Genomic DNA, 24,996 nt, shown 5'->3' on the forward strand with positions numbered 1-24,996 from the left:
AAGCCGTTTCCCCGGGCCGTACCGGCGTACGTTCCTGGCATGAAGACGGCCTTGGTGATCGGTGCGGCAGGACAGACCGGGCGGCCCGCGGTGCGGGCGCTCGCGCGGGACGGCTGGGAGGTGACGGCGGCCTCGCGCCGCGGCACGCGGGACGCGGACTGGCCCGAGCAGGTGCGTACGGCACGGCTCGACCGGGAGGACGGCGCGGCACTGGCGGCGCTGGTCGGGGACGGGGTGGACCTCGTCGTCGACCTGGTGGCGTTCACGCGCGCGCACGGGCGACAGCTCGCGGGGCTCGCCGGACGCGTGGGGTCGGCGGTGGTGATCTCCAGCGGCGCGGTCTACGAGGACGAGCGGGGACGGAGTTTCGACACGCAGGGCGAGCCGGACGGCTGGCCGCGCTACGCCGGCGCGGTCACGGAGACCTCGCGGACCGTGCCGCCCAGCGACGAGACGTACGGGACGCGCAAGGTGGCCATCGAGAGGGATCTCCTGGCGCTCGGGGACGCGCTGCCGACGACGCTGATCCGGGCGTCGGCGGTGTACGGGCCGCACTGTCGCACGCCGCGCGAGCTGTACTTCGTCAAGCGGAACCTCGACGGGCGCCGCACGCGCGTACTCGCGTACAACGGCGAGAGCCGCTTCCATCCGGTGAGCGTGCACAATCTCGCGGAGCTGATCCGGCTCGCGGCGCTCCGCCCGGGCGCGCGCGTGCTCAACGGCGCCGACCCCGACTGCCCGACCGTCGCCGAGATCGGGGCGATGATCGACGCGCACATGGGCGCGCGCACCGAGACGGTCCTCGTCGACGGGCCGCCGCCCGTGCCGACGGTCGGGGACACGCCCTGGTCGATGCCGCACCCGTTCCTGTTCGACATGAGCGCCGCCGAGCGGGAACTGGGGTACAAGCCGGTCACGACGTACGCCGAGGCCCTGCCGGAGACGGTGGACTGGCTGGCGGCGCGGCTGCGGGAGCGGGACTGGCAGGAGGGCTTCCCGACGATGGTCGCCTCGTACACGACCGGTCTGTTCGACTACGCGGCGGAGGACGTCTGGCTCGCCACGCGCGCGTGAGCGACGGCGAGCGGGCGCGGTCCGGGAGCGGGCGCCGTCCGGGAGCGGACAGGGCGACGGCCCGCCCCGCCGGCCTCTCCCCTGACGGGGCGGGGCGGCGGGACGGGCCGCGCCTTGGTGCGTAGGTACCGCTGCTTCAGTACCGCTGCTTCAGGCGAGGGTCACGGCTTCGGGGTGGCGTGCGGGGTGCACGTCACGTCCTTGGCGTCGGTCTTGCCGGAGAGCAGGTAGGTGTCGACCCGGTCGTTGATGCAGGGGTTGGTCAGACCGGTGACACCGTGCGAGCCCGCGTCCTTCTCGGTGATCAGGCGGGAGCCCTTGAAGCGCTTGTGCAGCTCGACGGCGCCCTCGTACGGGGTGGCGGCGTCACGCGTGGACTGCACGATGAGGACCGAGGGAAGGCCCTTGCCGGTGTGCACGTCGATCGGCGTCTGCTGCTTGGTCTTCCACGTGGCGCAAGGCAGGTTCATCCAGGCGTTGGCCCAGGTCATGAACGGGTAATCCTTGTGGAGCCGCGTGTTGTCCTTGTCCCACTTCGACCAGCTCGTGGGCCACTTGGCGTCGGCGCACTCGACGGCCGTGTAGACCGCGTTGCTGTTCTCCGAGGACGCGTTGCCCGCCTTGTCCGACATGTCGGGGGCGGCGGCGTCGATCAGCGCCTGCGTGTCACCGGCGACGTACTTGCTCCACACCTGGGCGGTGGGCACCCACGCGGAGTCGTAGTACGGCGCGCTCTGGAAGAAGGAGATCAGCTCGGCCGGGCCGACGACCCCGCCGATGGGGTGCTTCTTCGCGGCGGCGCGCAGCGTCAGCCACTGCTGCTGGACCTTGGCGCGCGTGTCGCCCAGGTGGAAGGTCGCGTCGTTCTTGGCGACCCAGTCCTGCCAGTCCTTCCAGCGGCCCTCGAAGGCGATGTCCTGGTTCAGGTTCGCCTTGTACCAGATGTTGTCCTTCGCCGGGTCGACGACACTGTCGACGACCATGCGGCGGACGTGGCCCGGGAAGAGGGTGCCGTAGACGGCGCCGAGGTACGTGCCGTAGGAGACGCCCAGGTAGTTGAGCTTCTTCTCACCGAGGGCGGCACGGATGACGTCGAGGTCACGCGCGGTGTTCGGCGTCGTCATGTGCGGGAGCATCGCGCCGCTGCGCTCGTAGCAGCCGTCCGCGTACTCCTTGGCGAGCTTGCGCTGCGCGCCCTTGTCGGCCTCGGAGTCGGGGACCGGGTCGGCCTTCGGCGCCTTGACGAACTCCTGCGGGTCGATGCAGGAGATCGGGGCGGAATGGCCGACACCGCGCGGGTCGAAGCCGACGAAGTCGTACGCCTTCGAGGTCTTCGCCCACAGCGGGTTCTTGTTCGTCACACGCGTCGGGAAGCGCATGCCGGAGCCGCCGGGGCCGCCCGGGTTGTAGACGAGGGCACCCTGGCGCTCCGCCGGGGTGCCCGTGCTGGTGGCGCGGTCGACGGCGATCTTGATCTGCTTGCCGTTCGGCTTCGCGTAGTCGAGGGGCACGCTGACCCAGCCGCACTGGATGGGCTTGGCGAAGCCCCAGTCCGCAGGGCAGTCCTGCCAGTCGATGCCCTTCTTGGCGGCCTTCGCCGCGGCCGTGGCCGCGCCGCGCGCCTCACGGTCGTGGGTGCTCGCACCACTGCCGCGCGTGTCCGCGCTCGCGGCCGGGGCGCTGACCGCGCCCGCTATCAGCGCCGCCGCCGCGAACGCGCCGGCGGAGCCGATCACCACCTTCCGGCTGCCGCGACTCGTCTGTCGAGTCCGTCTCAAGTGAGCCCTCCCGCACATCGATTCGATCGTTACGTCGAACGTGTTGCTCGATCGGACGCGATCCTGTCGTGTGCGGGGTCCCTGGCGACAGGGATGAGGGGCGTTCTTGACCAAACCGATAAACGTACGACTCGTCCCGGTGAGCGGTCGCCGTCCCCGGCGGCCCGCCTCAGCGCCCCGACGGACCACCCCAGCGCCCCGACGGACCACCCCAGCGCCCCGGCGGCCCGCTCCCGGCCGCCCGCCTCAGCCGAGCCGGGCGAGGGCCGCGTCGAGGACGCGCCGCAGCTTGAGCGCGTCCGGTGCCACCGCCGTGACCAGCACGGCGGGCCCGGCGAGCGGGGTCAGCGCGGCCGTGCCCGACTCGTCGAGTACGGCGGCGGACGGCCGGTCCTTGTCGAATTCCGGCCGTACGATCACCAGTTGTCCGAGCGCGCGGTGTCCGGCGAGGACGGCGGGGCCGTCCCAGCCGCCGGGGGCGCCGGGTCCGCAGGCCAGTTCCTGGTCGAGCAGCGGGCGCCCGTCCTGGTACACGGCGAGCCGGCTGGTGAGCCGGCCCGGTTCCTCGGCGACGCGGCCGAGCACCTGCTCCTCGCGCAGGACGAGCCGGGCGCCGGGGGCGAGTTCGGCGCGGGTACGCACGATCAGGTCGCTGCCGCCCGCCGAGATCAACTGCTCGGGCAGCCAGTCGAGGCGGGCCCCCTCTGCGACGCGCAGGCGCACGTCGTGGCGGGCCTCGCCCTTGGCCTGGCCGGGCAGGGCGAGCGTCGCGGCGACCGAGCCGATGTGCAGCCGGGCGCCCTCCTGCGCCTCCGCCTCGATGGTGAAGTGGTCGCCGCCGAGCGGGCCGCTCATCGCGCCGACGAGCATGACGCGGGCCTCGGTGCCGCCCGCGCGGGTGCGGCGCAGCGCGAGGGAGCCCTCGCTCGCCAGTACCGGCAGGACGGTGCTGCCCCGCGCGTCACGGCGGGCGACGATCCGCGCGAGCGAACGGACGCCCGCCGGAGCGCCCTCGCGCACGGTCACGCCGTCCACGCGGCGAGCTGCCCGCGCACCCACGCGGCCACGTCGTCGACGCCGCCCTCGGAGCGCAGGGACTGGAGCACGACGGGCAGTTCGGCGCGGACCGTCTTGGCGTCGGCCTCCATGCGGGCCAGGTCGGAGCCGACGTAGGGGGCGAGGTCCGTCTTGTTGACGATGAGCAGGTCGGCGGTGGCGACGCCGGGGCCGCCCTTGCGCGGGATGTCGTCGCCGCCCGCCACGTCGATGACGAAGATCTGGGCGTCCACGAGGCCCTTGGAGAAGGTGGCGGTGAGGTTGTCGCCGCCGGACTCCACGAGGATCAGGTCGAGCGGCCCGATCTCGTCCTCCAGGTCCTCGACGGCTTCGAGGTTGGCGGAGATGTCGTCGCGGATCGCGGTGTGCGGGCAGGCGCCCGTCTCGACGGCGGTGATCCGCTCGGGCGGCAGCACGGCCTCGCGCAGCAGGAACTCGGCGTCCTCGCGCGTGTAGATGTCGTTCGTCACGACAGCGAGGGACAGCTCGTCGCGCAGGGCGCGGCAGAGGGCGGCGACAGTCGCGGTCTTGCCGGACCCGACCGGCCCGCCGAGCCCGATGCGCAGGGCGCGGCGGGTGCCGTCGGGGCGGTGGGCGTCGGCGGAGACGGCCGCGGGGCCGTCGTGGGAGTGGTCGAGGTGCATGGTGTCCACGTCTCCGTTCGGTGGTGAGAAGTCTTCTGCCGGCGGGCGGTCGCCCGCCGGTAGGGGCTGCGCACGGTGGTCGTGCGCGGGCCCGAGGGTGCGTCCACGCGGCAGCCCGTCAGGGCGGTGACCGCGCCGGTGGCTTCGGCCGTACGACCCCCTTCGGCCGTACGGTCCCTGCCGTCGCCCCGCGATGGGGAGTGCCGGCCGGGGCCCGCTCCCCCGGCGCCTCCAGAGGCTCGGAGCAGCGGGGCGCCCGGAGGCGGCGGTGACGACCGGTGCGGTGAGGACCGCCGGTGCGGCGGGGACGACCGGTGCGGCGGGGACGACCGGTGCGGTGAGGACGGCCCACGCCTGCACCCCTCGGCCCCGTACGGCGGGATGCCGCTAGGACGCGAAGAGGCGTACCGGCCAGGCCGCGTGGGTCTCCGCCGCGATCTCCAGGAGCGGGGCCGACCCCGCCGGGAGCGCGTCGGTGCCCTCGGCGGCGACCCGCTCGGCCGCCCGGACGGCCTGCTCGACGACCTGGTCCATCTCCGGCGCCAACCGGGCCAGGACGCCCGTCGCGTCGAACGGGTCGAGGCTGAGCAGCCGGACGACCGCGGTCGCGGGCCCGCTGACGCTCTCGTACACCGAGCAGTACGCGGCGTCCCGCGCCCCGAGCCCGGCCGCGCGGGCGGCGAGTCCGAGGACGATCGGCTGGTGCGCGCCCTTGGGGAACCGGCGCGCGAGGGCGTCGAGTTCGGGGTGCGGCCAGGTGGCGCGGGCGGCCCGCATCATCTGCCGGCCGAGCTTGCGGGCGACCGTGCGCAGCGCGACGGACGGTGTCCGGGCGTCAGCCGCGACGTCGAGCGTGACGGGGTCGGTGCCGAGCGCGGCGGCCGCGGCGAGCGCCGCCGTGACCAGGCCGCTGGTGTGCAGCCTGCCCCGGCAGAACTCCTCCAGGCTCGCCCCGTCCCGGACGCGGCCCGCCTTGACCGCGGCCTCCGCCCCGCCGGAGTGCGCGTGCCCTCCGGCGGGGAAGCGGCCGTCGGCGAGGACGAGCAGGGCGGCGCTGGTCATGACGGCCGTCCGGGGGTCGTGCTCGCCGCCATCAGAAGAGGAAGTACCGCTGGGCGAGCGGCAGTTCGGCGGCGGGGGCGGGTTCGACGAGTTCGCCGTCGATGGTCACGGCGAACGAGTCGGGGGCGACCACGACGCTCGGCAGCGCGTCGTTGTTGATCATGTCGGCCTTGGCACGGCCCCGGGTGGAGCGGATCGCCACGAACTGGCGGTCCAAGCCCAGGCGTTCGGGCAGCCCGTCGTCGAGGGCGTCCTGGACGACGAAGTTGAACGAGTTGGCCGCGGGCGCCTTCCCGTACGCGCCGAACATCGGGCGCGGCAGCACGGGCTGCGGGGTCGGGATGGAGGCGTTGGCGTCGCCCATCTGCGCGTACGCGATCTGGCCGCCCTTGAGCACGGCCATCGGCTTGACCCCGAAGAACTTGGGGTCCCACAGGACGAGGTCCGCGAGCTTGCCGCTCTCGACGGAGCCGACCTCGTGCTCGATGCCCTGCGCGATGGCCGCGTTGATCGTGTACTTGGCCACATAGCGACGCGCGCGCTGGTTGTCGGCGCGGGTGTCGCCGGGCAGGAAGCCGCGGCGGCGCTTCATGACGTGCGCGGTCTGCCAGGTGCGCAGGATGACCTCGCCGATGCGGCCCATGGCCTGCGAGTCGGACGACATGATCGAGATGGCGCCCAGGTCGTGCAGGATGTCCTCGGCCGCGATGGTGGTGGGCCGGATGCGGGACTCGGCGAACGCGAGGTCCTCGGGGACCGCCGGGTTGAGGTGGTGGCAGACCATCAGCATGTCGAGGTGTTCCTCGACGGTGTTGACGGTGTGCGGCCGCGTCGGATTGGTGGACGACGGCAGCATGTTCGGCAGCGAGACCGCCGTGATCATGTCGGGGGCGTGCCCGCCGCCCGCGCCCTCCACGTGGAAGGCGTGCAGGGTGCGCCCGGCGACCGCGTCGAAGGTGTCCTGGACGAAGCCTGCCTCGTTCAGTGTGTCGGAGTGCACGGCGAGCTGGGCGCCGGACTCCTCGCACACGTCGAGGCAGGCGGAGATCACGGCCGGGGTCGCGCCCCAGTCCTCGTGGATCTTGAAGCCGAGGATGCCGGCGCGCAACTGGTCACGCATGGACTCCTTCGACATGGTGTTGCCCTTGCCGAGGAAGCCGATGTTGACGGGGCTGTTCTCCAGCGCCGCGTACATCCGGGCCAGGTGCCAGGAGCCGGGGGTGATGGTCGTGGCCTTGCTGCCCTCGGCCGGGCCGGTGCCGCCGCCGATCAGCGTGGTGACGCCGGAGGCGAGGGCCTCGTCGACGATGGTCGGCGAGATGAAGTGGATGTGCGTGTCGATGCCGCCGGCGGTGACGATCTTGCCGTTGCCGGCGATGACCTCGGTCTCCGGGCCGATCACGAGGTCCGGGTGGATGCCGTCCATGGTGTCGGGGTTGCCGGACTTGCCGATGCCGGTGATGCGGCCGTCGCGGATGCCGATGTCGGCCTTGACGATGCCCCAGTGGTCGATGATCACGGCGCCGGTGATCACGGTGTCGGGGGCGCCCTCGGCGCGCGTCGCGCGGGACTGGCCCATCGACTCGCGGATGACCTTGCCGCCGCCGAAGACGGACTCGTCGCCGGAGCGGCCGGGGCCGCCGGCGCGGTCCTCCTCGATCTCGACGAGCAGGTCGGTGTCGCCGAGGCGGATGCGGTCGCCGGTGGTGGGGCCGAACAGGTCGGCGTACGCGGCGCGGGACAACTCAGGCATCGAGGGCACCTCCGGTCTCCCCGCGCAGGCCCACGACGACGCGGCTGCCTGCGAGCGGGACGAGTTCGACGTCGACGGGGATGCCGGGCTCGAAGCGGACGGCCGTTCCGGCGGCGATGTTGAGCCGCTTGCCGCGGGCGGCGGCGCGGTCGAAGTCGAGGCCGGGGTTGGCCTCGGCGAAGTGGTAGTGGGAGCCGACCTGCACGGGGCGGTCGGCGGCGTTGAGCACCGTCAGGCGCGTGACGTCGCGGCCTTCGTTGAAGACGACCGGCTCGTCGGCGAAGAGGATCTCTCCCGGAATCATGGCGTCCTCTCCCGTCAGACGATCGGCTCGTGGACGGTGACGAGCTTGGTGCCGTCCGGGAAGGTCGCCTCGACCTGGACGTCGTGGATCATCTCGGGGATGCCCTCCATGACGTCGTCACGGGTGAGCAGCGTGCGCCCGGAGGACATGAGTTCGGCGACGGTGCGGCCGTCCCGGGCCCCCTCGAGGATGTGCGCCGTGATCAGGGCGACGGCCTCGGGGTGGTTCAGTTTCAGACCCCGGGCCCGACGCTTCTCCGCCACGTCGGCAGCCACATGGATGAGCAGTCTCTCCTGCTCGTGCGGGGTCAGTTGCACGCTCCACCTCACAGTCCTTCATTTTCCGGACCGTGCGGGGTCCGGTCGTCGCGGCCACCGCGACAGGTCTAGATGTAACACACACAGAAGGCGCGCGATCTTGCGCACCCCGGGCTACGAAAACCCCTGATGACGTGCAACGCAGCCTAGTTGGGGGGAGTTTCAACGACGTTAACCGGCGCTTGACCGCTCCATTGCCGTGAACTGACCGCGGCAATACCCGAATTTCCGGAGTCGGGCATTCAACAGGCCTTACCAGAGAACCGTTTCACCTCTTCCGAAAAGGCGAAAAAGGGCATGCGGAAGCGCCCGGACACTCCGCGGTGGAGGTCGGGTCACCTACGGGTCGCGCGACGCCGGAGCGGCGCCGGGGTCTTCCGAAAGACAGGCGACGCTAGCGCAGTTCGTGGCCGCGGTGCTCCGCGGCGATGCCGAACCGGCCGCGCTCACCGGGCGCGGACGACGGCGTGGAGCCGAGCGTGGACACGGAGCGGATCGCGGGCTCCTGCGCGGCCGGCTCCACGGGCTCGGCGGAGTGCTGCGCGTCGAGCGCGTCGAGGCGCTCCAGGTCGGCGGCCGAGACGAGGGCGACGAGGGGCTTGCCGTGGCGCGTGACGACGACGCGCTCTCCGCCGTACACCACGCGGTTGATCAGCTCCGCGAGCTCGGCTCGGGCTTGCGTCACCGGAATCTCGTAGGCCATGCTCCCCATCGTACGTCATGTACGTCCTGTACATTTTTTACAGGCGACGGTGCCCGGGAGAGCGGGCGGCCGTCCGGAGCCCAGGAGGCGCGAGCATCATGACCCGACCGTCCGGCCGCCATGTCCTGCCCGAGTTCACCGAGCACACCGCCGGCGGGCAGCGCACGCTCGATCCGTACGCGAAGCTGTTCGAGGAGCGCATCGTCTTCCTCGGCACCCCGGTCGACGACATCGCGGCGAACGATGTGATGGCCCAGTTCATGCACCTGGAGTACGCGGCGCCCGACCGGGACATCACGCTCTACATCAACTCCCCCGGCGGCTCGTTCACCGCCATGACCGCGCTCTACGACACCTTGCGGTTCGTCAGTTGCGAGGTGCAGACGGCCTGTCTCGGCCAGGCGTCGGCGGTCGCCGCGGTGCTGCTCGCGGCCGGGACACCGGGCAAGCGGATGATGCTGCCCGGCGCGCGCGTCGTACTGGAGCAGCCCGCGCTGCCCGAGCCGGCGCAGGGGCAGCCGAGCGATCTGGAGATCCAGGCACGCGAAATGGCCCGCACGCGCGCGCAGTTGGAGGAGTTGCTCGCGCTGCACACCGGACAGAGCCGGGAGCGGATCAGCGCGGACATCGAGCGGGACACCGTCCTCACCGCCCAACAGGCCCTGGAGTACGGGCTCGTGGACCGGGTCGTCGAGAGCCGCTCGGCCGCCTCGCGCGCGGGCGGGAGGTGACCGGCCGATGCCGCTGACCCCGCCCGAGCCGCCCCTGCCGGCGCTGACGCGTGCGGAGTGCGCGTTCATCGACAGCTACCTGGAGGTCGTGGACCTGGTCGCGCGGATCAATCCGGCGCACGCGGACGACACCTACCGGGGCCTGCGGGCCGCGCAGGCGCTCGTCAGCCGGGCCACGGCCCTCAGGGACGCCCTGACGCTGATGCACCAGCGCGGCGAGAGCCGGGTGCACTCGGCGACGCTGACGCGGGCGCTGCGGGTCCTGGACGGCGAGCGACGAACACAGCGCGTCACATTGCCACCGGAAACGGTCGGATAGCGACGCGAGTCGCCCAAGGGTGATCGCAGCGTCCGGCGCGCGGCCGAAACGGCCCAGATGGGGTACCCCCGAACGGCCTAGACGTTCATACGTAAAAAAGACCGGCAGAGTTGCGGACCAGATGTACGCGCTCACCGGAATCTGACGTTCCGTCGCTGGTACGAGCGTGGTCGGGGGGTGCGACCGGGGACCGAAAGCCGCAGTGTCCACCTGAACGGGTCAAGCGTGAGGAGCCTCACTTACCGCCGGTTCAGCTCGGTTTTCACGACACCGGTGGGTCAAGATCCCTTCCGACGACAAGCCCCCGCCGCAGCGGCGGGGCGGTCCGGGCGGACGCCGAGTCCTGCCGCCGTCCGGATGCCAGGTCGAAGGAAGTGCATCGGCAGGAGTGGAGGACCCAAGCACGACGGGCCGCCGGCACCGACCCCCACAAGGGGTTGCCGAGTGGCCCTTGGGGTGAAGCCGCGCGAGCGGCCGGGCATCTTCGCCTGCCCGAACCCGACAGGTCATCCTTCACAGGCGGCTGACGAAGGGTTGCGCATGACTGCGCTCAATCGTGTCCCCGCGCTGTTGACCCGGGCCGGTACGGCCTCGGCTCTCACCCTCGCCGTCGCGGGAGCGGGCCTCATGGTTCCCGGCGCCGCGTCCGAGGCATCGGCGGCGACCGCGTCGACCAAGGCACTGCAGATCGCGGCCTCCAAGAAGGGAGCGCCGTACAAGTGGGGTGCCGCGGGTCCGCACCGGTTCGACTGCTCGGGACTGACGCTCTACTCGTTCAAGCGGGTGGGCAAGAAGCTGCCGCGTACGGCGGCACAGCAGTACAACAAGACCCGGCACGTCTCGGCCTCCGGCCGCCAGCGCGGCGACCTGGTGTTCTTCCACTCGGGCCGCAGCGTCTACCACGTGGGCATCTACGCGGGTAAGGGCCGCATCTGGCACTCCCCCAAGACCGGGGCCGTGGTCCGCCTGGAGCGGATCTGGACCAAGAGCGTCTGGTACGGGCGCGTGCGCTGACCCGGGGGCCGGCTCGCCGATGGTGTGATCTCGGGCGCGCACGGCACGGCATGCATCGCACGGCACGGCACGACATGCACGGCACGGCATGCCGCCCGAGAGGTGACCCGGCCGCAGCTCGACGTGCCGTCGTGTCTCCATGAGCGATGTCGATGCGGCCACCGATCGCCCGAGCCGGCGGAAAAGATCCGATACGCAGCCAAGCCGCCCTGCCCGAGGGGATACTGGGGCTTTCCGTCGGCAAAGCGATCAGGGGTGCGTCAGTGGGATCCACGGGGAAGACGGGGCGTCACGGGGCGGGGGCGGACGGCTCGCGGGGCGCGCGGCATGCCGTCGTCGTCGGCGGGAGCCTCGCGGGGCTGCTCGCGGCGCACGTCCTCGCCGGGCACGCCGACCGGGTGACCGTCGTCGAGCGCGACCGGTTCCCTGACGGCGGCGGGCCGCGTCCCGGCGTCCCGCAGGGCCGGCATCCGCATGTTCTGCTTGAGGGCGGCCAAGTGGCCCTGGAGTCGCTGCTGCCGGGCTTCACGGAGGAGCTGCGGGCATCGGGGGCGCCGCGCCTGGGGCTCCCGTCGGACATGGTCCAGCGGCAGGACGGGCGCTGGTTCCGGCGGTCGCCCTCGACGACGCACATCTACACCGGTTCGCGCGGGCAGCTGGAGGAGCTGGTGCGGCGGCGCGTGCTCGCCGACCCGGTGATCAGCGTGCGGGAAGGGACCGAAGCGGTCGGGCTTCTCGGTGACGCGTCGCGCGTACGGGGCGTGCTGCTGCGGGACCGCGCCGGGGAGCACCGGGACGAGCCGCAGGCCCTTGCGGCCGATCTGGTGGTCGACGCCTCCGGCGGCGGGACGAAGGCCCAGCAGTGGCTGACGGCGATCGGAGCCGAGGCCGCCCACGAGGAGACCATCGACACGGGTCTCGCCTACGCCTCCCGCGTCTACCGCGGAAGGAGCGGCGTCCTCGACGGCGACACGCGCGGCTACTACGTCTATCCCAGCCCCGCGCACGTCCACGCCGGCGGAGCGCTGCCACTGGAGGACGGCACGCATCTGGTCATCCTCTCGGGACTGCGCGGTGACGAACCGCCGACCGACGACGACGCGTTCGTGGCGTACGCGAAGAAGAGGCTGGCGCATCCGCTTCTGCACCAGTGGCTGGACGAGGCCGAACCGCTCTCGCCGGCGTTCGGCTACCGGCGCACCGCGAACATCCGCCGCCGCTACGATCTGCCCGGCCGCCGCCCGGCCGGATTCCTCGCCACCGGGGACGCCCTGTGCCGGTTCAACCCGGTCTACGGGCAGGGCATGGCCGTCGCCGCTCTCAGCGCGGTCGCCCTGCGTGACGCGCTGGCCGATCAGCGCCGGGTCCCCACGACGCGGCGCGTGCAGAAGGCGCTGCTGGCGGCCTCCCGGCAGGCGTGGGACATCTCCGCGGGGGCGGACCGGACGATGCCGGACCCCGAGGGCACCGCCACGGCCGTCGCCCCGGCCGACCGCGTCGCCAACTGGTATCTGCGGCGCGTGCTGGAGCGCTATCCCGCTGATCCCGTGGTGGGGCCCGCCTTCCGGTCCGTACTGGGCCTCTGTACGCCCGTCACGGCCCTGTTCGCTCCGTCGGTAGTCCGTACCGTCCTCTTCCACCCGCCCACACCGACGCCTGCGGAGCCACCGACGGCACCCGAGGGGCCCCAGACTCGCTGATCACCTTCGCGGGCGCGGGTCCCAGCGCGTCAGCGGTACCCGCGCGCCCGCACCGCCCTCCGAGACCGGCTTCGGTCAAGGGCGTACGCGGCGGGAGGGGACGTACGCGGCGGAAGGGTTCGCTCGGCGATTGAGATCGGGGTGGCGGGTCACTCGTGGCTTATGGACGCGCGTAACGAGACGCCCCTGGAGCGGGCCGACCGGAACTTCGGGGAGCTGCTGCAAGAGCTGCGGGTCGCCCAGACCGGGGTGCAGTTCCTCTTCGCGTTCCTGCTCACCCTCGCGTTCACGGCGCGCTTCCCGTCCCTGGACACCGTGCAGCGCGCGACGTACGTGACGACGCTGCTGCTCGCGGTCCTCGCGGCGGCTCTCCTCATGGCGCCGGCGGCCGTGCACCGGGTGCTGTTCCAGGCGGGCGCCAAGCCGCAGATCGTACGGGTGTCCTCGCGGCTCGCCTCGTGCGGCATGGGCGTCCTGGTGCTCGCGCTCAGCGGCTCGGTGCTGCTCGTGGTCGATGTGACGGTGGGCCGGGCGGGCGGGATCGCCGCGGCCGCGGGGACGTTCGCCGTGTGCGCGGGGCTGTGGGGCGTCGTTCCCGCGCTGATGCGGCGCGCGCTGACGCGGCGGCCCCGGGATGCGCGGTCCGCTCCCCCGCCGGACGAGCCGGGCGAGGAGTCGCACACGGAGTCCTCCTAGGGCCACGCCGCGGCGTCAGTGCGCGGGGGCCGGGTGCGGGTCTGGATCGCCGCCGACGCATGCTGTCCACGGCAGCGCGATCCATACCGTCTTGCCGCCCTCGGGCGTCGGTGATACCGACAGGCGGCCGCCGCACTCCGCGGTCAGACAGCGAATGATGACCATCCCGCGTCCGTTGTCCTGTTGGACCGCGGCGGGCAGTCGCTTGGGGTAACGGGGGTGACTGTCGGTGACACCGATCCGCAGGCGCTCGTCCCGCTCCAGCTCCACGTCGACCGTGAAGGTCGGTGACTGTCCGAGAGTGTGCTGTACGGCGTTGGTGGCGAGTTCGGAGACGATCAGGCGGACGGTGTCGGCGGTGTCGGTGTCGGCGGGCATGCCCCACTCCGCGAGGACCTTGCTGACGTACCTGCGGGCGGCGGAGACCGAGGCGGGGTCGCTCGGCAGCGTGACGGATGCTTCCTGGTGGTCGGCCATGGCGACGTCGTCCCTTTCCCGCCGGGGCCGCTTGTCCGCCTGCGGCGGATCGCTCGCGCGCGGCCCCCGACTGCTGCTTCGCGCCAGCCTGCCACCTGGATGTGCCCCCGTGGTGCCGATCCCCCGAGATATGCATATATCTGTCGCTCGAAGCGGTGAACTCTGCGACGGTAGACCGTATTTGGGCGAGCGCACGCCGGTTCCTCTAACGTCTGCCCCACCGCGCCCCCACGGGCCGCGAACACGCCCGCCCGGGGCCGGCGAGTCCGTGGCGCCCGTGGAGCACTACGAACACCAGGAGCACCAGGAGCCCTAGGAGTCCGCATGAAGTACGGTCCTGCGGTCCGCCGTCGCAAACTCGGCGCCGAACTGCGCGCGCTGCGGATGCGGGCCGGGCTGACGAGCGGGCAGGCGGCCCGGCGCGTCGGCTGGCACCAGTCGAAGGTCAGCCGCATCGAGACCGGCCGCAGTGGCGTGAAGCCGTCGGACGTCCTGCTGCTGCTCGACGCGTACGAGGCCGAGGACCGGCATGTGCGCGAGCTGGTCGTCGCTCTCGCCGGGGCCGAGGAGCCGGGCGGCCCGCACTGGTGGCACGCCTATCGGGGGCTGCTGCCGCCCTCGTACCGCGACTTCATCTCGCTGGAGTCGCAGGCGTGCACCATCCGTACGCTGGAGACGAGCGTCGTGCCGGGGCTGTTGCAGACGCCCGAGTACGCGCGCGCGGTGACACGTTCGGTGCTCGGCGATGTCTCGCCCAGCCATCTCGAAGCGCTGGTCGAGGTGCGGCTCGCGCGTCAGGACGTGCTGCGGGCGCGGCCCCCGCTGGAGCTGAGCGTGGTGCTCGACGAGGCGGTGCTGCGGCGCGCGGTGGGCGGATTCGGGGTGCTGACGCGACAGTTGGCGCATCTGAGGGAGGCGGCGCACATGCCGCATGTCCGGATCCAGGTGCTTCCGTTCGCGGCGGGTGGCCATATCGGACTGACCGGGCCTTTCGTTGTGTTCTCATTTCCGCACACATCTGATCTGGATGTGGTAGTTCTCGACCACTTGACGAGTAGCCTCCATCTGGAGCGGAAAGAAGACCTCAGGGCGTACACCGACGCCTTCGACGCTCTGGCACGGCACGCGCTTTCACCCGAGGACTCGCTGGAATACATCGCTCAGCTCGCCGGGTAAGACGGGGACGCCGACGTCCCGTCACGGGCCGGCGCTGCGTTAGGAGGCACCATGACCGCACTGCCTCGGCACGTCTCCACCTCCCCCTCCCCCCACGATCGGCCCCGCCCGCTCGCGTCCGTGGCGTGCAGTACGTCGCTGACCGGGGCGCGCTGGCGGCGCAGCAGCTACAGCACCGGCGCCAACAACTGCGTGGAGACGGCCTCGCCCCGGGCGGGAGCCGCGCCCGTCGTGGCGGTCCGCGACTCCAAGGTCCCGTCCGGTCCCGCGCTCCTGTTCTCCCCGTCGAGCTGGGAGGAGTTCGTCACCGCCCTGCGCTGAACGCGCCGTCGGGAGCCTCGCGGCTGATCACCCGTACCGCCTCGCCCAGTTGAGCGTCGGTGAGGTCGGCGCGGGCGGTCAGCCGCAGGCGTGAGATGCCGTCGGGCACGGACGGCGGGCGGAAGCAGCCCACCGAGAGCCCCGCCGCCCGGCACCGCGCCGCCCAGGCCACCGCCTCGTCCGGTGCGGGCGCGCGCACGGAGACGACCGCCGCGTCCGGACGGACCGCCGCGAGCCCTTCGGCCGTCAGCAGGGCGTGCAGGCGCGCGGCGACCTCGCGGGCCCGCGCCGCCCGTTCCGGCTCCTCCCGCAGCAGCCCGAGGGCGCCCAGCGCGGCCCCCGTCGCGGCCGGGGCGAGCCCGGTGTCGAAGATGAACGTCCGGGCCGTGTTGACCAGATGCTCGATCACGGCGGCGGGCCCGAGGACCGCGCCGCCCTGGCTGCCCAGCGCCTTGGACAGCGTGAGGGTGACGACCGTGTCCGGGGCGCCCGCGAGTCCCTCCGCGTACGCCGTGCCGCGCCCGCCCTCGCCGAGCACCCCGAGCCCGTGCGCGTCGTCGAGGACGAGCCCGGCGCCGGCGCCGCGGGCCGCCTCGGCGTGTCCGGCGAGCGGCGCCCGGTCCCCGTCGACGGAGAAGACAGTGTCGCTGACGACGACGGCCGGCCCGTCGTGCGTGGCCAGCGCCTTGGCCACCGCCGCCGGGTCGGCGTGCGGCACGACGAGGGTGTCGCCGCGGGCCAGGCGGCAGCCGTCGATGAGGGAGGCGTGGTTGCCCGCGTCGGAGACGATCAGGCTGCCGTGCGGGGCGAGGGCGGTGACGGCGGCGAGGTTCGCCGCGTACCCGGACGACAGGACGAGGGCCGCCTCGAAGCCGCAGAACGCGGCGAGTTCGCGCTCCAGGCGCGTGTGCAGTTCGGTCGTCCCGGTGACCAGGCGGGACCCGGTCGCGCCGCCGCCCCAGTGCCGGGCGGCCTCGGCGGCTGCCGCGGTGACCCGGGGGTGGCGGGCGAGGCCCAGATAGTCGTTGCTCGCCAGGTCGAGGAGCGGGGAGTCGGCCGGGCGCGGGCGCAGGACCCGGACCAGGCCGGCGGCTTCGCGGGCGCGGCGCCGGGCGCCGATCCAGTCGAACGCGGCGGGCGGCGCGCCGGGCGCGGGGGCGGCGGGGTCGTCGGTGGCCATGACTCCCTCGATTTGTAGGTAATGCACAGACCCTAGCGGCCTCGCCACCGGCCCAGGGTGTGGTGATACCCACACACTGATCACCGTCCTTTGTACGAACTCTCCTTTCGCGGGGCCCGGTCGATAGGCGAGGATCTGACGCCATGGACCTCCTGAACACGCTGGTGGACAAGGGGCTTCGGCGGGAGACGCCGAGCCGTGAAGAGGCGCTCGCCGTGCTGGCGACGACCGACGAGGAACTGCTCGACTTGGTGGCCGCGGCCGGCAAGGTGCGCCGCCAGTGGTTCGGCCGCCGGGTCAAGCTCAATTACCTGGTGAACCTCAAGTCCGGGCTCTGCCCCGAGGACTGCTCGTACTGTTCGCAGCGGCTCGGCTCGAAGGCGGAGATCCTCAAGTACACCTGGCTCAAGCCGGAGGACGCCTCCAAGGCCGCAGCGGCCGGGGTCGCGGGCGGCGCGAAGCGGGTCTGCCTGGTGGCGAGCGGGCGCGGACCGACGGACAAGGACGTGGACCGGGTCGCGCGGACCATCGACGCGATCAAGTCGGAGAACGAGGGCGTCGAGGTGTGCGCCTGTCTCGGCCTGCTCTCCGACGGGCAGGCCGAACGGCTGCGCGGGGCGGGCGCGGACGCGTACAACCACAACCTGAACACGTCGGAGGCGACGTACGCCGACATCACGACGACCCACACCTACGCCGACCGCGTCGACACCGTCCGCAAGGCGCACGCGGCGGGTCTGTCGGCGTGCTCGGGGCTGATCGCGGGCATGGGAGAGAGCGACGCGGACCTCGTGGACGTGGTGTTCGGGCTGCGGGAGCTCGACCCGGACTCGGTGCCGGTGAACTTCCTGATCCCGTTCGAGGGCACGCCGCTCGCCAAGGAGTGGAACCTGACGCCGCAGCGCTGCCTGCGCATCCTCGCCATGGTCCGGTTCGTCTGCCCCGACGTGGAGGTGCGGATCGCGGGCGGCCGCGAGGTCCATCTGCGGTCGATGCAGCCGCTCGCGCTGCACATCGCCAACTCCATCTTCCTCGGCGACTACCTCACCAGTGAGGGGCAGGCGGGCAAGGCCGACCTCGACATGATCGCCGACGCAGGGTTCGAGGTGGAGGGCGCGGGCGAGGTGACCCTGCCCGAACACCGGGCGGGCGGCGGTGCCTGCGGCTCCCACGCGGGCTCGGTGTGCGGCTCGCACGGGGAGGCGGGCGCGGGGTGCGGGGCAAGTGCCGGGTGCGGGGCGCACGCGGGGGCTGCCGCCTCGGAGCCGGGCGCTTCAGATCCGGCCGCTTCGGAGTCGGCTGCCGAGGTGCCCGGGGCGCGGACCGATCTGGTCGCCGTGCGCCGCCGGGGCGCCGGGACGGACCTCGCGCCCAATGCCTGAGCGCACGACGGCCGACGCGCGGCTGACGGAACTCCTCGCGCTCGACCGGCAGCACGTCTGGCATCCGTACGGGCCCATGCCGGGCCGGCAGGAGCCCCTGGTCGTCGAGTCGGCGGCCGGGGTGCGGCTGCGGGTCGCCGGGCACGGGGAGCTGGTGGACGGCATGTCGTCGTGGTGGTCGGCCATCCACGGCTACAACCACCCCGCCCTCAACGACGCGGCGCGCGCCCAGTTGGAGCGGATGAGCCATGTCATGTTCGGCGGGCTCACCCACGAGCCGGGCATCCGGCTCGCGGAACGCCTTGTCGACATGTCGCCCGAGGGACTTGAGCATGTGTTCCTCGCGGACTCGGGCTCGGTGTCGGTCGAGGTGGCGCTCAAGATGTGCCTCCAGTACTGGCGTTCGCTCGGCAGGCCCGAAAAGCGCCGCATGCTGACCTGGCGCGGCGGCTACCACGGGGACACCTGGCACCCCATGTCCGTGTGCGACCCCGAGGGCGGCATGCACGGGCTGTGGGCGGGCGTGCTCCAGGAACAGGTCTTCGCCGACGCGCCGCCCACCGCGTACGAGGAGGAGTACGCGGCGCATCTCGCCGGCATGGTCGAGCGGCACGCGGACGAACTGGCCGCCGTGATCGTGGAGCCTGTGGTGCAGGGCGCGGGCGGGATGCGGTTCCACTCCCCCGCGTATCTGCGGCTGCTGCGCGAGGTGTGCGACGCGCACGACGTGCTGCTCGTGTTCGACGAGATCGCCACCGGTTTCGGCCGTACGGGGGCGCTGTTCGCCGCCGATCACGCGGGCGTGAGGCCGGACGTGATGTGCGTCGGCAAGGCGCTCACCGGCGGCTATCTGACGATGGCGGCGACGTTGTGCACCGCGCACGTGGCCGAGGGCATCTCGCGCGGCGAGGTGCCGGTGCTGGCGCACGGGCCGACGTTCATGGGCAACCCGCTGGCCGCCGCCGTGGCCTGCGCCTCCCTGGACCTGTTGCGCGGCCAGGACTGGCGGGCGGAGGTCAAGCGGATCGAGGCGGGCCTCGACGCGGGCCTCGCCCCGGCGCGTGAGCTGCCAGGCGTCACGGACGTACGGGTCCTCGGCGCGATCGGCGTCGTCCAGCTCGACCACGACGTGGACATGGCGGCGGCGACGCGGGCGGCGGTCGCGGAGGGCGTCTGGCTGCGCCCGTTCCGCGACCTGGTGTACACGATGCCGCCGTACATCACGGGCGACGAGGATCTGGCGCGGATCGGCCGGGCGGTGTGCGCGGCAGCGCGCGCGGAGTGAGGCGTCCGGCCGGGCCGGGTGACGGAGTGCGCGGGCACGCGCGCGAAGTGACACGTCCGGCTGGGCCGGGGGACGGAGTGCGTGGCTACGCGCGCGGAGTGAGGCGTCCGGCCGGGCCGGGTGACGGAGTGCGTGGCTACGCGCGCGAAGTGAGACGTCCGGCTGGGCCGGGTGACATGTGTGGGGCGTACGAGAGAGGTGAGTCGGTGTGACGGTGCTGGTGGTCACGGGGACCGGAACGGAGATCGGCAAGACGGTGACGACGGCCGCGCTGGCGGCGGTCGCCGCGCGGGCCGGGCGTTCCGTGGCGGTGCTGAAGCCCGCGCAGACGGGTGTCGCGCCGGGTGAGCCGGGTGACGTGGACGAGGTCGTACGGCTCGCCGGGGCGACGGTGACAGGCGCCGAGCTGGCCCGTTTCCCCGAGCCGCTGGCGCCCGCGACGGCGGCGGCCCGCGCGGGGCTCGCCCCGGTGGGCCCGGTCGAGGTCGCCGAGGCGGCCCGGAAGCTGGCCGCGTCCCACGATCTGGTGCTGGTGGAGGGCGCGGGCGGGCTGCTCGTGCACTTCGACGCAACGGGCGGCGGCCTCGCGGACGCGGCGCGGTTGCTCGGGGCGCCGGTGCTGGTGGTGGCGACGGCGGGGCTCGGCACGCTGAACTCCGTGCAGCTGACGGCGGAGGCGCTGCGGGCGCGGGGCCTCACGTCGGCCGGCCTCGTCATCGGGAGCTGGCCGGCCGAGCCCGGTCTCGCGGAGCGGTGCAACGTGGCGGACCTGCCGAAGGTCGCCGGATCCCCGCTGGTGGGGGCGGTGCCGCAGGGCGCGGGGGCGCTGGAGCCGGAGGCGTTCCGGCGGGCGGCGGGCGGCTGGCTCGCGCCGGTGCTCGGCGGGACGTGGGACGGCGGGGCGTTCGCGGGGGCGGCGGCAAGCTGACTCCTGCGGCGCGGCGGCGAATTTGTCGGCCGCGCCTCGGTCCGGGACGGCCTCTCCGGGGAAGACTCACCAGGGGACGTCCTCGTCCGAAGGAGGGTCCGTCGTGGGCCGCAGTCTGCTGACCCGTCGCGCGCTGTCGTCCCGACGCGGGGACGCCGTACGGCACCCGGTGTTCGCCCGCTTCTACGCCCGCCTCAGCGAGCGCGCGGAGCCCGCGCTCGGCCCGGTGCGCGAGGAGCTGCTCGCCGGTCTGAGCGGCCGCGTCCTGGAGGTCGGCGCCGGGAACGGGCTGAACTTCGCCCACTACCCGGCCGCCGTCAGCGAGGTCGTCGCGATCGAACCCGAGCGGGGGCTGCGCCGGCTCGCCGTGGAGGCGGCGCTGCGCGCCGAGGTGCCGGTGGACGTGGTGCCGGGCGCGGCCGAGGCGCTGCCGGTCAAGAGTGAGGCGTACGACGCGGTGGTGCTGTCGATCGTGCTGTGCAGCGTGCGGGACGTGCCACGCGCGCTGGCGGAGGCGCGCCGGGTGCTGCGGCCGGGCGGCGAGGTCCGCTTCTTCGAGCATGTACGGGCGCCGGGCCGGGGCATGCGGGCGGTGCAGCGGGCGCTGGACGCCACGGTGTGGCCGCTGCTGTTCGGCGGCTGCCACGGCGGGCGGGACGCGGTGGGCGCGCTGCGGGACGCGGGGTTCGAGGTGGGCCCGTACCGGCGGTTCGTGCTGCCGGAGCGCGGGCCGAGGATGCCCACCTCGTTCTGCGTGCTCGGGAGCGCCCGGCGGCCCGCTCAGGGTGGCGCGTGAGGGAGCCCGGACGGGCGTCAGAGTCCCCTTGCGCAGTCCCTCCCTGGTGGCGCGGACACGCGACTGCTGGCACGCGGCTGTCCGGCATGTGAAAAAGAGCGGCGGGGCGGGTGGGGCCGATGATGAGATCGGCGCATGAACGATCTTTCGATCCGGCCCGCGTCCGCCACCGACCTCGACGCAGTCCTCGCCTTCTGGAAGTCCGCGGCGGAGGGCACGAGCATCAGTGACGACCACGAGGGCGTCGAACGCCTGATCACCCGGGACCCGCAAGCGCTGCTGCTCGCGGAGCGCGACGGCGAGCTGGTGGGCACGGTGATCGCCGGGTTCGACGGCTGGCGCTGCCATCTGTACCGGCTCGCGGTCCACCCTGACGCCCGTCGCCAGGGCATCGGGACGGCCCTGCTCGACGCGGCGCACGAGCGGTTCGTGGCGCTCGGCGGGCGGCGGGCCGACGCGATGGTCCTGGACCGCAACGAGCGGGCGCACCACGCGTGGAAGGCGGCCGGGTACGGGCCCCAGCCGCAGTGGACGCGGTGGGCCAGGCCGCTGGCCGACGAGCCCGCCGCCCTTTGACGGGCCGCCGCGCCACCCCTTGGCGGCACACCCCGCCGCCCTCGACGGGCCCGCCCCGCTACCTTTGACGGGACACCGACACTACCCCTTTGCCGAGGCTTTACCATGGTGGAGTCACTCGAACTCTGCGAAAGGTGTGAACGTCCGCCCATGGGCGAGCCTCCTAGTATCCGGTCCATCTCCCCGCGCGGTCCCCGCGAGCGCGCGTCCCTCCCGCCCCTGGCCGATCATGGGACGGAGGTGACGACCCGATGACCGAACTTCTCCTGCTCGCCGTCGCAGTGCTGCTCTCGCTGGCCTGCGGTGCCTTCGTGGCGGCGGAGTTCTCGCTCACCACCGTCGAGCGCGGCGACCTCGAAGCCGCCGTGGAGCGCGGTGAGCGCGGCGCGCCGGGTGCCCTGAAGGCCGTACGCAACCTCACCTTCCAGCTCTCCGGCGCGCAGCTCGGCATCACCGTCACCAACCTGGTCGTCGGCATGCTCGCCGAGCCGTCCATCGCCAAGCTCATCGCGGGCCCGCTGGAGTCCCTCGGCATCCCCGCGTCGGCGTCGACGTCGGTCGCCCTGGTGCTCGGCACCGCGCTGTCGACGGTGTTCCTGATGGTCGTCGGCGAGCTGGTCCCCAAGAACTGGGCGATCTCCTCGCCGCTGGCCGTGGCCAAGCGGGTGGCGACGCCGCAGCGCTGGTTCAGCGCGCTGTTCCGCCCGTTCATCACGCATCTGAACAACACGGCGAACCGGCTCGTGCGCCGCTTCGGCATCGAGCCGACCGAGGAGCTGGCCTCCGCGCGCGGCCCGCAGGAGCTGATGGCGCTGGCCCGGCACTCCGCGAAGGCGGGCGCCCTGGAGGCCGACACCGCCGAGCTGTTCGTCCGTACGCTCAACCTGGCCGACCTGACCGCGGAGAACGTGATGACGCCGCGCGTCCAGGTCATCGCCCTGGACGTGCAGGCCACCTGCGAGGACGTGGCGAACGCGACGCGGGCCACCGGCCTGTCCCGCTTCCCCGTCTACCGGGGCAACCTCGACTCGGTCGTCGGCGTGGTCCACATCAAGGACGTCCTGGCCGTGCCCGACGACCAGCGGGCCCGCAAGCGCGTCGCGGACCTGCTGCGCGAGCCGCTGCTGGTGCCCGAGACACTCACCGTGGAGCGGCTTCTCGACCGGCTGTCCGGCAAGCGCACGATGGCCGTCGTCATCGACGAGTACGGCGGCACCGCGGGCGTGGCGACCCTGGAGGACATCGTGGAGGAGGTCGTCGGCGAGGTCCGCGACGAGCACGACCCCCACGAGACGCCCGACATCGCGCCCGCGGGCACCGACGACGAGGGCCGCACCCTGTACACGGCCGACGGCGCCGCCCGCACCGACCGGCTCGCCCGCGTCGGACTGCGGCTGCCCGACGGCCCGTACGAGACGCTCGCCGGGCTCGTCGCCACCGAACTGGGGCGCATCCCCGACGCCGGTGACGTCGTCGAGATCGGCGGGTGGCGGCTCGACGTCGTCGACGCCACCGGCCACCGCGCGGCCCGTGTGCTGCTGCACGCGCCGCTCAGCACCGTGCGGCAGGAGGAGGCCCGATGACCGCGATCCAGCTTCTGATCGGCCTGGCGACCCTGGTCGTCAACGCCTTCTTCGTGGGCGGCGAGTTCGCCCTGATCTCCGTGCGCCGCAGCCAGATCGAGCCGCACGCCGAGCAGGGCGACCGGCGGGCCCGCAGCGTCCTGTGGGGCCTGGAGCACGTCTCCGCGCTCCTCGCGGCGGCGCAGCTCGGCATCACGCTGTGCACGCTGGTCCTCGGCATCGTCGCCGAGCCGGCCATCGCGCATCTGCTGGAGCCCGCGTTCGACGCGGCCGGTGTGCCGCACGGCCTGGTCCACCCGATCTCGTTCGTGATCGCGCTGACCGCGGCCACGTACCTGCACATGCTGCTCGGCGAGATGGTCCCGAAGAACATCGCGCTGGCCGAGCCGGTCCGCTCGGCCCTGCTGCTCGGCCCGCCGCTGGTGGCGCTGGCCCGCGCGCTGCGCCCGGTGATCTTCACCATCAACGCGTTCGCCAACACGCTGCTGCGCCTGATGCGCGTGGAGACGAAGGACGAGGTCGCGGCCACGTTCTCGGACGACGAGCTGGCCCGTATGGTCAAGGACTCCTCCGACGCGGGCCTGATCGACGACCGCGCGCAGGAGCGGCTGCACGACGCGCTGGAGCTGGGCCGCCGCCCGGTCAAGGACGTGGTCATGCCGCTGGAGAAGGTCGTCTACGCGCGCGTGGGCGTCACACCGGAGCAGTTGGAGCAGTTGTCGGCCGAGTCCGGGTTCTCCCGCTTCCCGGTGGTCGACGAGGGCCGGCGCATCGTCGGCTATCTGCATGTGAAGGACGCCCTGGACGCGACGCCCCGCGACCTGCCGTTCCGCGTGCCGGACATGCGCTCCATCGCGCGCGTACGCGAGACGACCCCGCTGGACGACGTGCTGACCGCGATGCGCGGCAGCCGCACGCACGTGGCAGCCGTCCTCGGTGCGGACGGGCGGCTCGCGGGCCTCGTGACCATGGAGGACGTACTGCGGGAACTGTTCGGCCAGCCCGCGTGAGGCGGCGCGGACGGCCGGTGCGACCGGTGACAGGGCTCTGACGCCCGGCGGGCCCCGTGGGTGACCACGGGGCCCGCCGCCGTTCCTCGGCCGAGGAGCCCGTACGAGGCGGCTCGCCGGGCCCACCTGGGGCGCGGACGGCGCGGGCGGCCGGGATACGATCGCTGGCGCCATGCAGACACATGCCACCTACACCAGTCTCGTCGCGGTCGGCGACTCCTTCACCGAGGGCATGTCGGACCTGTTGCCCGACGGCTCCTACCGCGGCTGGGCCGACCTGCTGGCCGCCCGGATGGCCGCGCGGGCGCCCGGCTTCCGGTACGCGAACCTCGCCGTGCGCGGCAAGCTCATCGGACAGATCGTCGGCGAGCAGGTCGAGCCGGCCGCCGAGATGAAGGCCGACGTCGTCACGCTCGTCGGCGGCCTCAACGACACCCTGCGCCCCAAGTGCGACATGCGCCGCGTCCGCGCGCTGCTCACCGAGGCCGTGGAGACCCTGGCGCCCTCCTGCGACCGGCTCGTCCTGATGCGCAGCCCGGGGCGGAACGGGCCGGTGATGGAACGATTCCGCCCCCGCATGGAGGAGCTGTTCACCTGCATCGACGACCTCGCGCACCGGCATGACGCGACCGTCGTGGACCTTTACGGGGCTCCCGTCCTCGGCGACCAGCGGCTGTGGGACGTCGACCGGCTGCACCTGACGGCCGAGGGACACCGCCGGGTCGCGGAGGCGGTCTGGCAGGCGCTCGGGTACCCCGCGTCGTTCGACTGGCAGGCCCCGCTGCCGCCGTCGGCCGCGCCGGGCTGGGGTGCGCGGCGGGTGGCCGACGCCCGGTTCGCGCGGCAGCACCTGGTGCCGTGGATCGGGCGCCGGCTGACCGGACGCTCGTCGGGCGACGGCCGTCCCCCCAAGCGGGCGGAGCTGTCGCCGTACGAGGTGGAACCGGCGCGGCACGAGGACGGGCCGCGGGCGTAGGGCGGACCGCGCCGCACCACCGACAGTGCGGCGCGCGCCCGTCCGGCACACCCTGCGCGCCGCCCGCACGGGCACACGCTCCGGGGCCGGGTGTTGCCGAGGCAACGGTGACGGAGCCGGTCAAGGGCAGCGGCAGAGCAAGGGAAGAAAACGGT

26 protein-coding genes and 1 riboswitch are annotated in these 24,996 nt (G+C 73.1%); of the genes, 16 read left to right on the top strand and 10 right to left on the bottom strand.

What is annotated here, in order from left to right:
• Positions 1 to 39: 39 nt before the first annotated feature.
• Positions 40 to 1,074: an NAD-dependent epimerase/dehydratase family protein gene (locus ACZ7LY_RS31370; RefSeq protein ID WP_471628140.1), complete on the top strand. Its 1,035-nt coding sequence runs from the start codon at positions 40 to 42 to the stop codon at positions 1,072 to 1,074.
• Between the two features lie 161 nt (positions 1,075 to 1,235).
• Here the strand turns inward: ACZ7LY_RS31370 and ACZ7LY_RS31375 are convergent, their stop codons facing one another.
• The 8 genes from ACZ7LY_RS31375 to ACZ7LY_RS31410 all read right to left on the bottom strand — a co-directional run bounded on the left by ACZ7LY_RS31375 (position 1,236) and on the right by ACZ7LY_RS31410 (position 8,691).
• Positions 1,236 to 2,870: an alpha/beta hydrolase gene (locus ACZ7LY_RS31375; RefSeq protein WP_471628141.1), complete on the bottom strand. Its 1,635-nt coding sequence runs from the start codon at positions 2,868 to 2,870 to the stop codon at positions 1,236 to 1,238.
• 228 nt (positions 2,871 to 3,098) lie between these two features.
• On the bottom strand, positions 3,099 to 3,887 hold the full coding sequence (locus ACZ7LY_RS31380) for an urease accessory protein UreD (protein WP_471628142.1): 789 nt from the start codon (positions 3,885 to 3,887) through the stop codon (positions 3,099 to 3,101).
• Positions 3,875 to 4,552 (bottom strand): urease accessory protein UreG, encoded by a 678-nt coding sequence (gene ureG / locus ACZ7LY_RS31385; RefSeq protein ID WP_471628175.1) that lies wholly within the window; start codon positions 4,550 to 4,552, stop codon positions 3,875 to 3,877. The genes ACZ7LY_RS31380 and ureG overlap by 13 nt, the downstream gene beginning before the upstream one ends.
• Positions 4,553 to 4,939: 387 nt before the next feature.
• Positions 4,940 to 5,614: an urease accessory protein UreF gene (locus tag ACZ7LY_RS31390; protein ID WP_471628143.1), complete on the bottom strand. Its 675-nt coding sequence runs from the start codon at positions 5,612 to 5,614 to the stop codon at positions 4,940 to 4,942.
• A gap of 31 nt (positions 5,615 to 5,645) precedes the next feature.
• Positions 5,646 to 7,367 carry an urease subunit alpha gene (locus ACZ7LY_RS31395; RefSeq protein ID WP_471628144.1) on the bottom strand — a complete coding sequence of 574 codons (1,722 nt, stop codon included), beginning with the start codon at positions 7,365 to 7,367 and terminating at the stop codon, positions 5,646 to 5,648.
• Positions 7,360 to 7,671, bottom strand: coding sequence for an urease subunit beta (locus tag ACZ7LY_RS31400; protein WP_471628145.1), 312 nt, complete (start codon positions 7,669 to 7,671; stop codon positions 7,360 to 7,362). The genes ACZ7LY_RS31395 and ACZ7LY_RS31400 overlap by 8 nt, the downstream gene beginning before the upstream one ends.
• A 14-nt stretch (positions 7,672 to 7,685) precedes the next feature.
• Positions 7,686 to 7,988 carry an urease subunit gamma gene (locus ACZ7LY_RS31405; RefSeq protein ID WP_471628146.1) on the bottom strand — a complete coding sequence of 101 codons (303 nt, stop codon included), beginning with the start codon at positions 7,986 to 7,988 and terminating at the stop codon, positions 7,686 to 7,688.
• Positions 7,989 to 8,382: 394 nt separating this feature from the next.
• Complete coding sequence (locus ACZ7LY_RS31410; protein WP_471628147.1) at positions 8,383 to 8,691, bottom strand: type II toxin-antitoxin system Phd/YefM family antitoxin; 309 nt, start codon at positions 8,689 to 8,691, stop codon at positions 8,383 to 8,385.
• Between the two features lie 98 nt (positions 8,692 to 8,789).
• Here ACZ7LY_RS31410 and ACZ7LY_RS31415 point away from each other — a divergent pair, with 98 nt between their 5' ends.
• The 5 genes from ACZ7LY_RS31415 to ACZ7LY_RS31435 all read left to right on the top strand — a co-directional run bounded on the left by ACZ7LY_RS31415 (position 8,790) and on the right by ACZ7LY_RS31435 (position 13,151).
• Positions 8,790 to 9,422 (top strand): ATP-dependent Clp protease proteolytic subunit, encoded by a 633-nt coding sequence (locus tag ACZ7LY_RS31415; RefSeq protein WP_471628148.1) that lies wholly within the window; start codon positions 8,790 to 8,792, stop codon positions 9,420 to 9,422.
• A 13-nt stretch (positions 9,423 to 9,435) separates the two neighbouring features.
• Positions 9,436 to 9,741, top strand: coding sequence for a hypothetical protein (locus ACZ7LY_RS31420; protein ID WP_471628176.1), 306 nt, complete (start codon positions 9,436 to 9,438; stop codon positions 9,739 to 9,741).
• Positions 9,742 to 10,089: 348 nt separating this feature from the next.
• Positions 10,090 to 10,278: riboswitch (cyclic di-AMP (ydaO/yuaA leader) on the top strand.
• A gap of 3 nt (positions 10,279 to 10,281) precedes the next feature.
• A complete protein-coding gene (locus ACZ7LY_RS31425; protein WP_471628149.1) occupies positions 10,282 to 10,755 on the top strand; it encodes a C40 family peptidase in 474 nt (157 codons plus the stop codon).
• A 263-nt stretch (positions 10,756 to 11,018) separates the two neighbouring features.
• Positions 11,019 to 12,455 (top strand): FAD-dependent oxidoreductase, encoded by a 1,437-nt coding sequence (locus ACZ7LY_RS31430; protein ID WP_471628150.1) that lies wholly within the window; start codon positions 11,019 to 11,021, stop codon positions 12,453 to 12,455.
• A gap of 162 nt (positions 12,456 to 12,617) precedes the next feature.
• Complete coding sequence (locus ACZ7LY_RS31435) at positions 12,618 to 13,151, top strand: DUF6328 family protein (protein WP_471628151.1); 534 nt, start codon at positions 12,618 to 12,620, stop codon at positions 13,149 to 13,151.
• A 15-nt stretch (positions 13,152 to 13,166) separates the two neighbouring features.
• Here the strand turns inward: ACZ7LY_RS31435 and ACZ7LY_RS31440 are convergent, their stop codons facing one another.
• Positions 13,167 to 13,628, bottom strand: a complete 462-nt coding sequence (locus tag ACZ7LY_RS31440; protein WP_471628152.1) for an ATP-binding protein — start codon at positions 13,626 to 13,628, stop codon at positions 13,167 to 13,169.
• Positions 13,629 to 13,952: 324 nt separating this feature from the next.
• Between ACZ7LY_RS31440 and ACZ7LY_RS31445 the strand changes: the two genes are divergently transcribed.
• A complete protein-coding gene (locus ACZ7LY_RS31445) occupies positions 13,953 to 14,804 on the top strand; it encodes a helix-turn-helix domain-containing protein (RefSeq protein WP_471628153.1) in 852 nt (283 codons plus the stop codon).
• Positions 14,805 to 14,855: 51 nt separating this feature from the next.
• The gene (locus ACZ7LY_RS31450; RefSeq protein WP_471628154.1) at positions 14,856 to 15,125 is read left to right on the top strand and encodes a DUF397 domain-containing protein; all 270 of its coding nucleotides are present in this window, start codon (positions 14,856 to 14,858) and stop codon (positions 15,123 to 15,125) included.
• Here the strand turns inward: ACZ7LY_RS31450 and ACZ7LY_RS31455 are convergent.
• Positions 15,109 to 16,305: an 8-amino-7-oxononanoate synthase gene (locus ACZ7LY_RS31455; protein WP_471628155.1), complete on the bottom strand. Its 1,197-nt coding sequence runs from the start codon at positions 16,303 to 16,305 to the stop codon at positions 15,109 to 15,111. The genes ACZ7LY_RS31450 and ACZ7LY_RS31455 overlap by 17 nt on opposite strands.
• 143 nt (positions 16,306 to 16,448) lie before the next feature.
• On the opposite strand from ACZ7LY_RS31455, the gene bioB reads away from it, so the two are divergent.
• The 8 genes from bioB to ACZ7LY_RS31495 all read left to right on the top strand — a co-directional run bounded on the left by bioB (position 16,449) and on the right by ACZ7LY_RS31495 (position 24,841).
• Positions 16,449 to 17,687 carry a biotin synthase BioB gene (gene bioB, locus ACZ7LY_RS31460; RefSeq protein WP_471628156.1) on the top strand — a complete coding sequence of 413 codons (1,239 nt, stop codon included), beginning with the start codon at positions 16,449 to 16,451 and terminating at the stop codon, positions 17,685 to 17,687.
• Positions 17,680 to 18,972 carry an adenosylmethionine--8-amino-7-oxononanoate transaminase gene (locus tag ACZ7LY_RS31465; RefSeq protein ID WP_471628157.1) on the top strand — a complete coding sequence of 431 codons (1,293 nt, stop codon included), beginning with the start codon at positions 17,680 to 17,682 and terminating at the stop codon, positions 18,970 to 18,972. Before bioB ends, ACZ7LY_RS31465 begins: the two co-directional genes overlap by 8 nt.
• Positions 18,973 to 19,180: 208 nt before the next feature.
• Positions 19,181 to 19,900 carry a dethiobiotin synthase gene (bioD, locus tag ACZ7LY_RS31470; RefSeq protein ID WP_471628158.1) on the top strand — a complete coding sequence of 240 codons (720 nt, stop codon included), beginning with the start codon at positions 19,181 to 19,183 and terminating at the stop codon, positions 19,898 to 19,900.
• A gap of 103 nt (positions 19,901 to 20,003) precedes the next feature.
• Positions 20,004 to 20,696, top strand: a complete 693-nt coding sequence (locus ACZ7LY_RS31475; RefSeq protein ID WP_471628159.1) for a class I SAM-dependent methyltransferase — start codon at positions 20,004 to 20,006, stop codon at positions 20,694 to 20,696.
• A gap of 135 nt (positions 20,697 to 20,831) precedes the next feature.
• Entirely contained in the window at positions 20,832 to 21,272 is a 441-nt protein-coding gene (locus ACZ7LY_RS31480) for a GNAT family N-acetyltransferase (protein WP_471628160.1), read from the top strand.
• A gap of 251 nt (positions 21,273 to 21,523) precedes the next feature.
• Entirely contained in the window at positions 21,524 to 22,855 is a 1,332-nt protein-coding gene (locus tag ACZ7LY_RS31485; RefSeq protein WP_471628161.1) for a hemolysin family protein, read from the top strand.
• Positions 22,852 to 23,865 carry a hemolysin family protein gene (locus ACZ7LY_RS31490; RefSeq protein ID WP_471628162.1) on the top strand — a complete coding sequence of 338 codons (1,014 nt, stop codon included), beginning with the start codon at positions 22,852 to 22,854 and terminating at the stop codon, positions 23,863 to 23,865. The genes ACZ7LY_RS31485 and ACZ7LY_RS31490 overlap by 4 nt, the downstream gene beginning before the upstream one ends.
• A 172-nt stretch (positions 23,866 to 24,037) precedes the next feature.
• Positions 24,038 to 24,841 carry an SGNH/GDSL hydrolase family protein gene (locus tag ACZ7LY_RS31495; RefSeq protein ID WP_471628163.1) on the top strand — a complete coding sequence of 268 codons (804 nt, stop codon included), beginning with the start codon at positions 24,038 to 24,040 and terminating at the stop codon, positions 24,839 to 24,841.
• Positions 24,842 to 24,996: the final 155 nt, after the last annotated feature.

Source organism: Streptomyces sp. NPDC107550, from assembly GCF_055639095.1.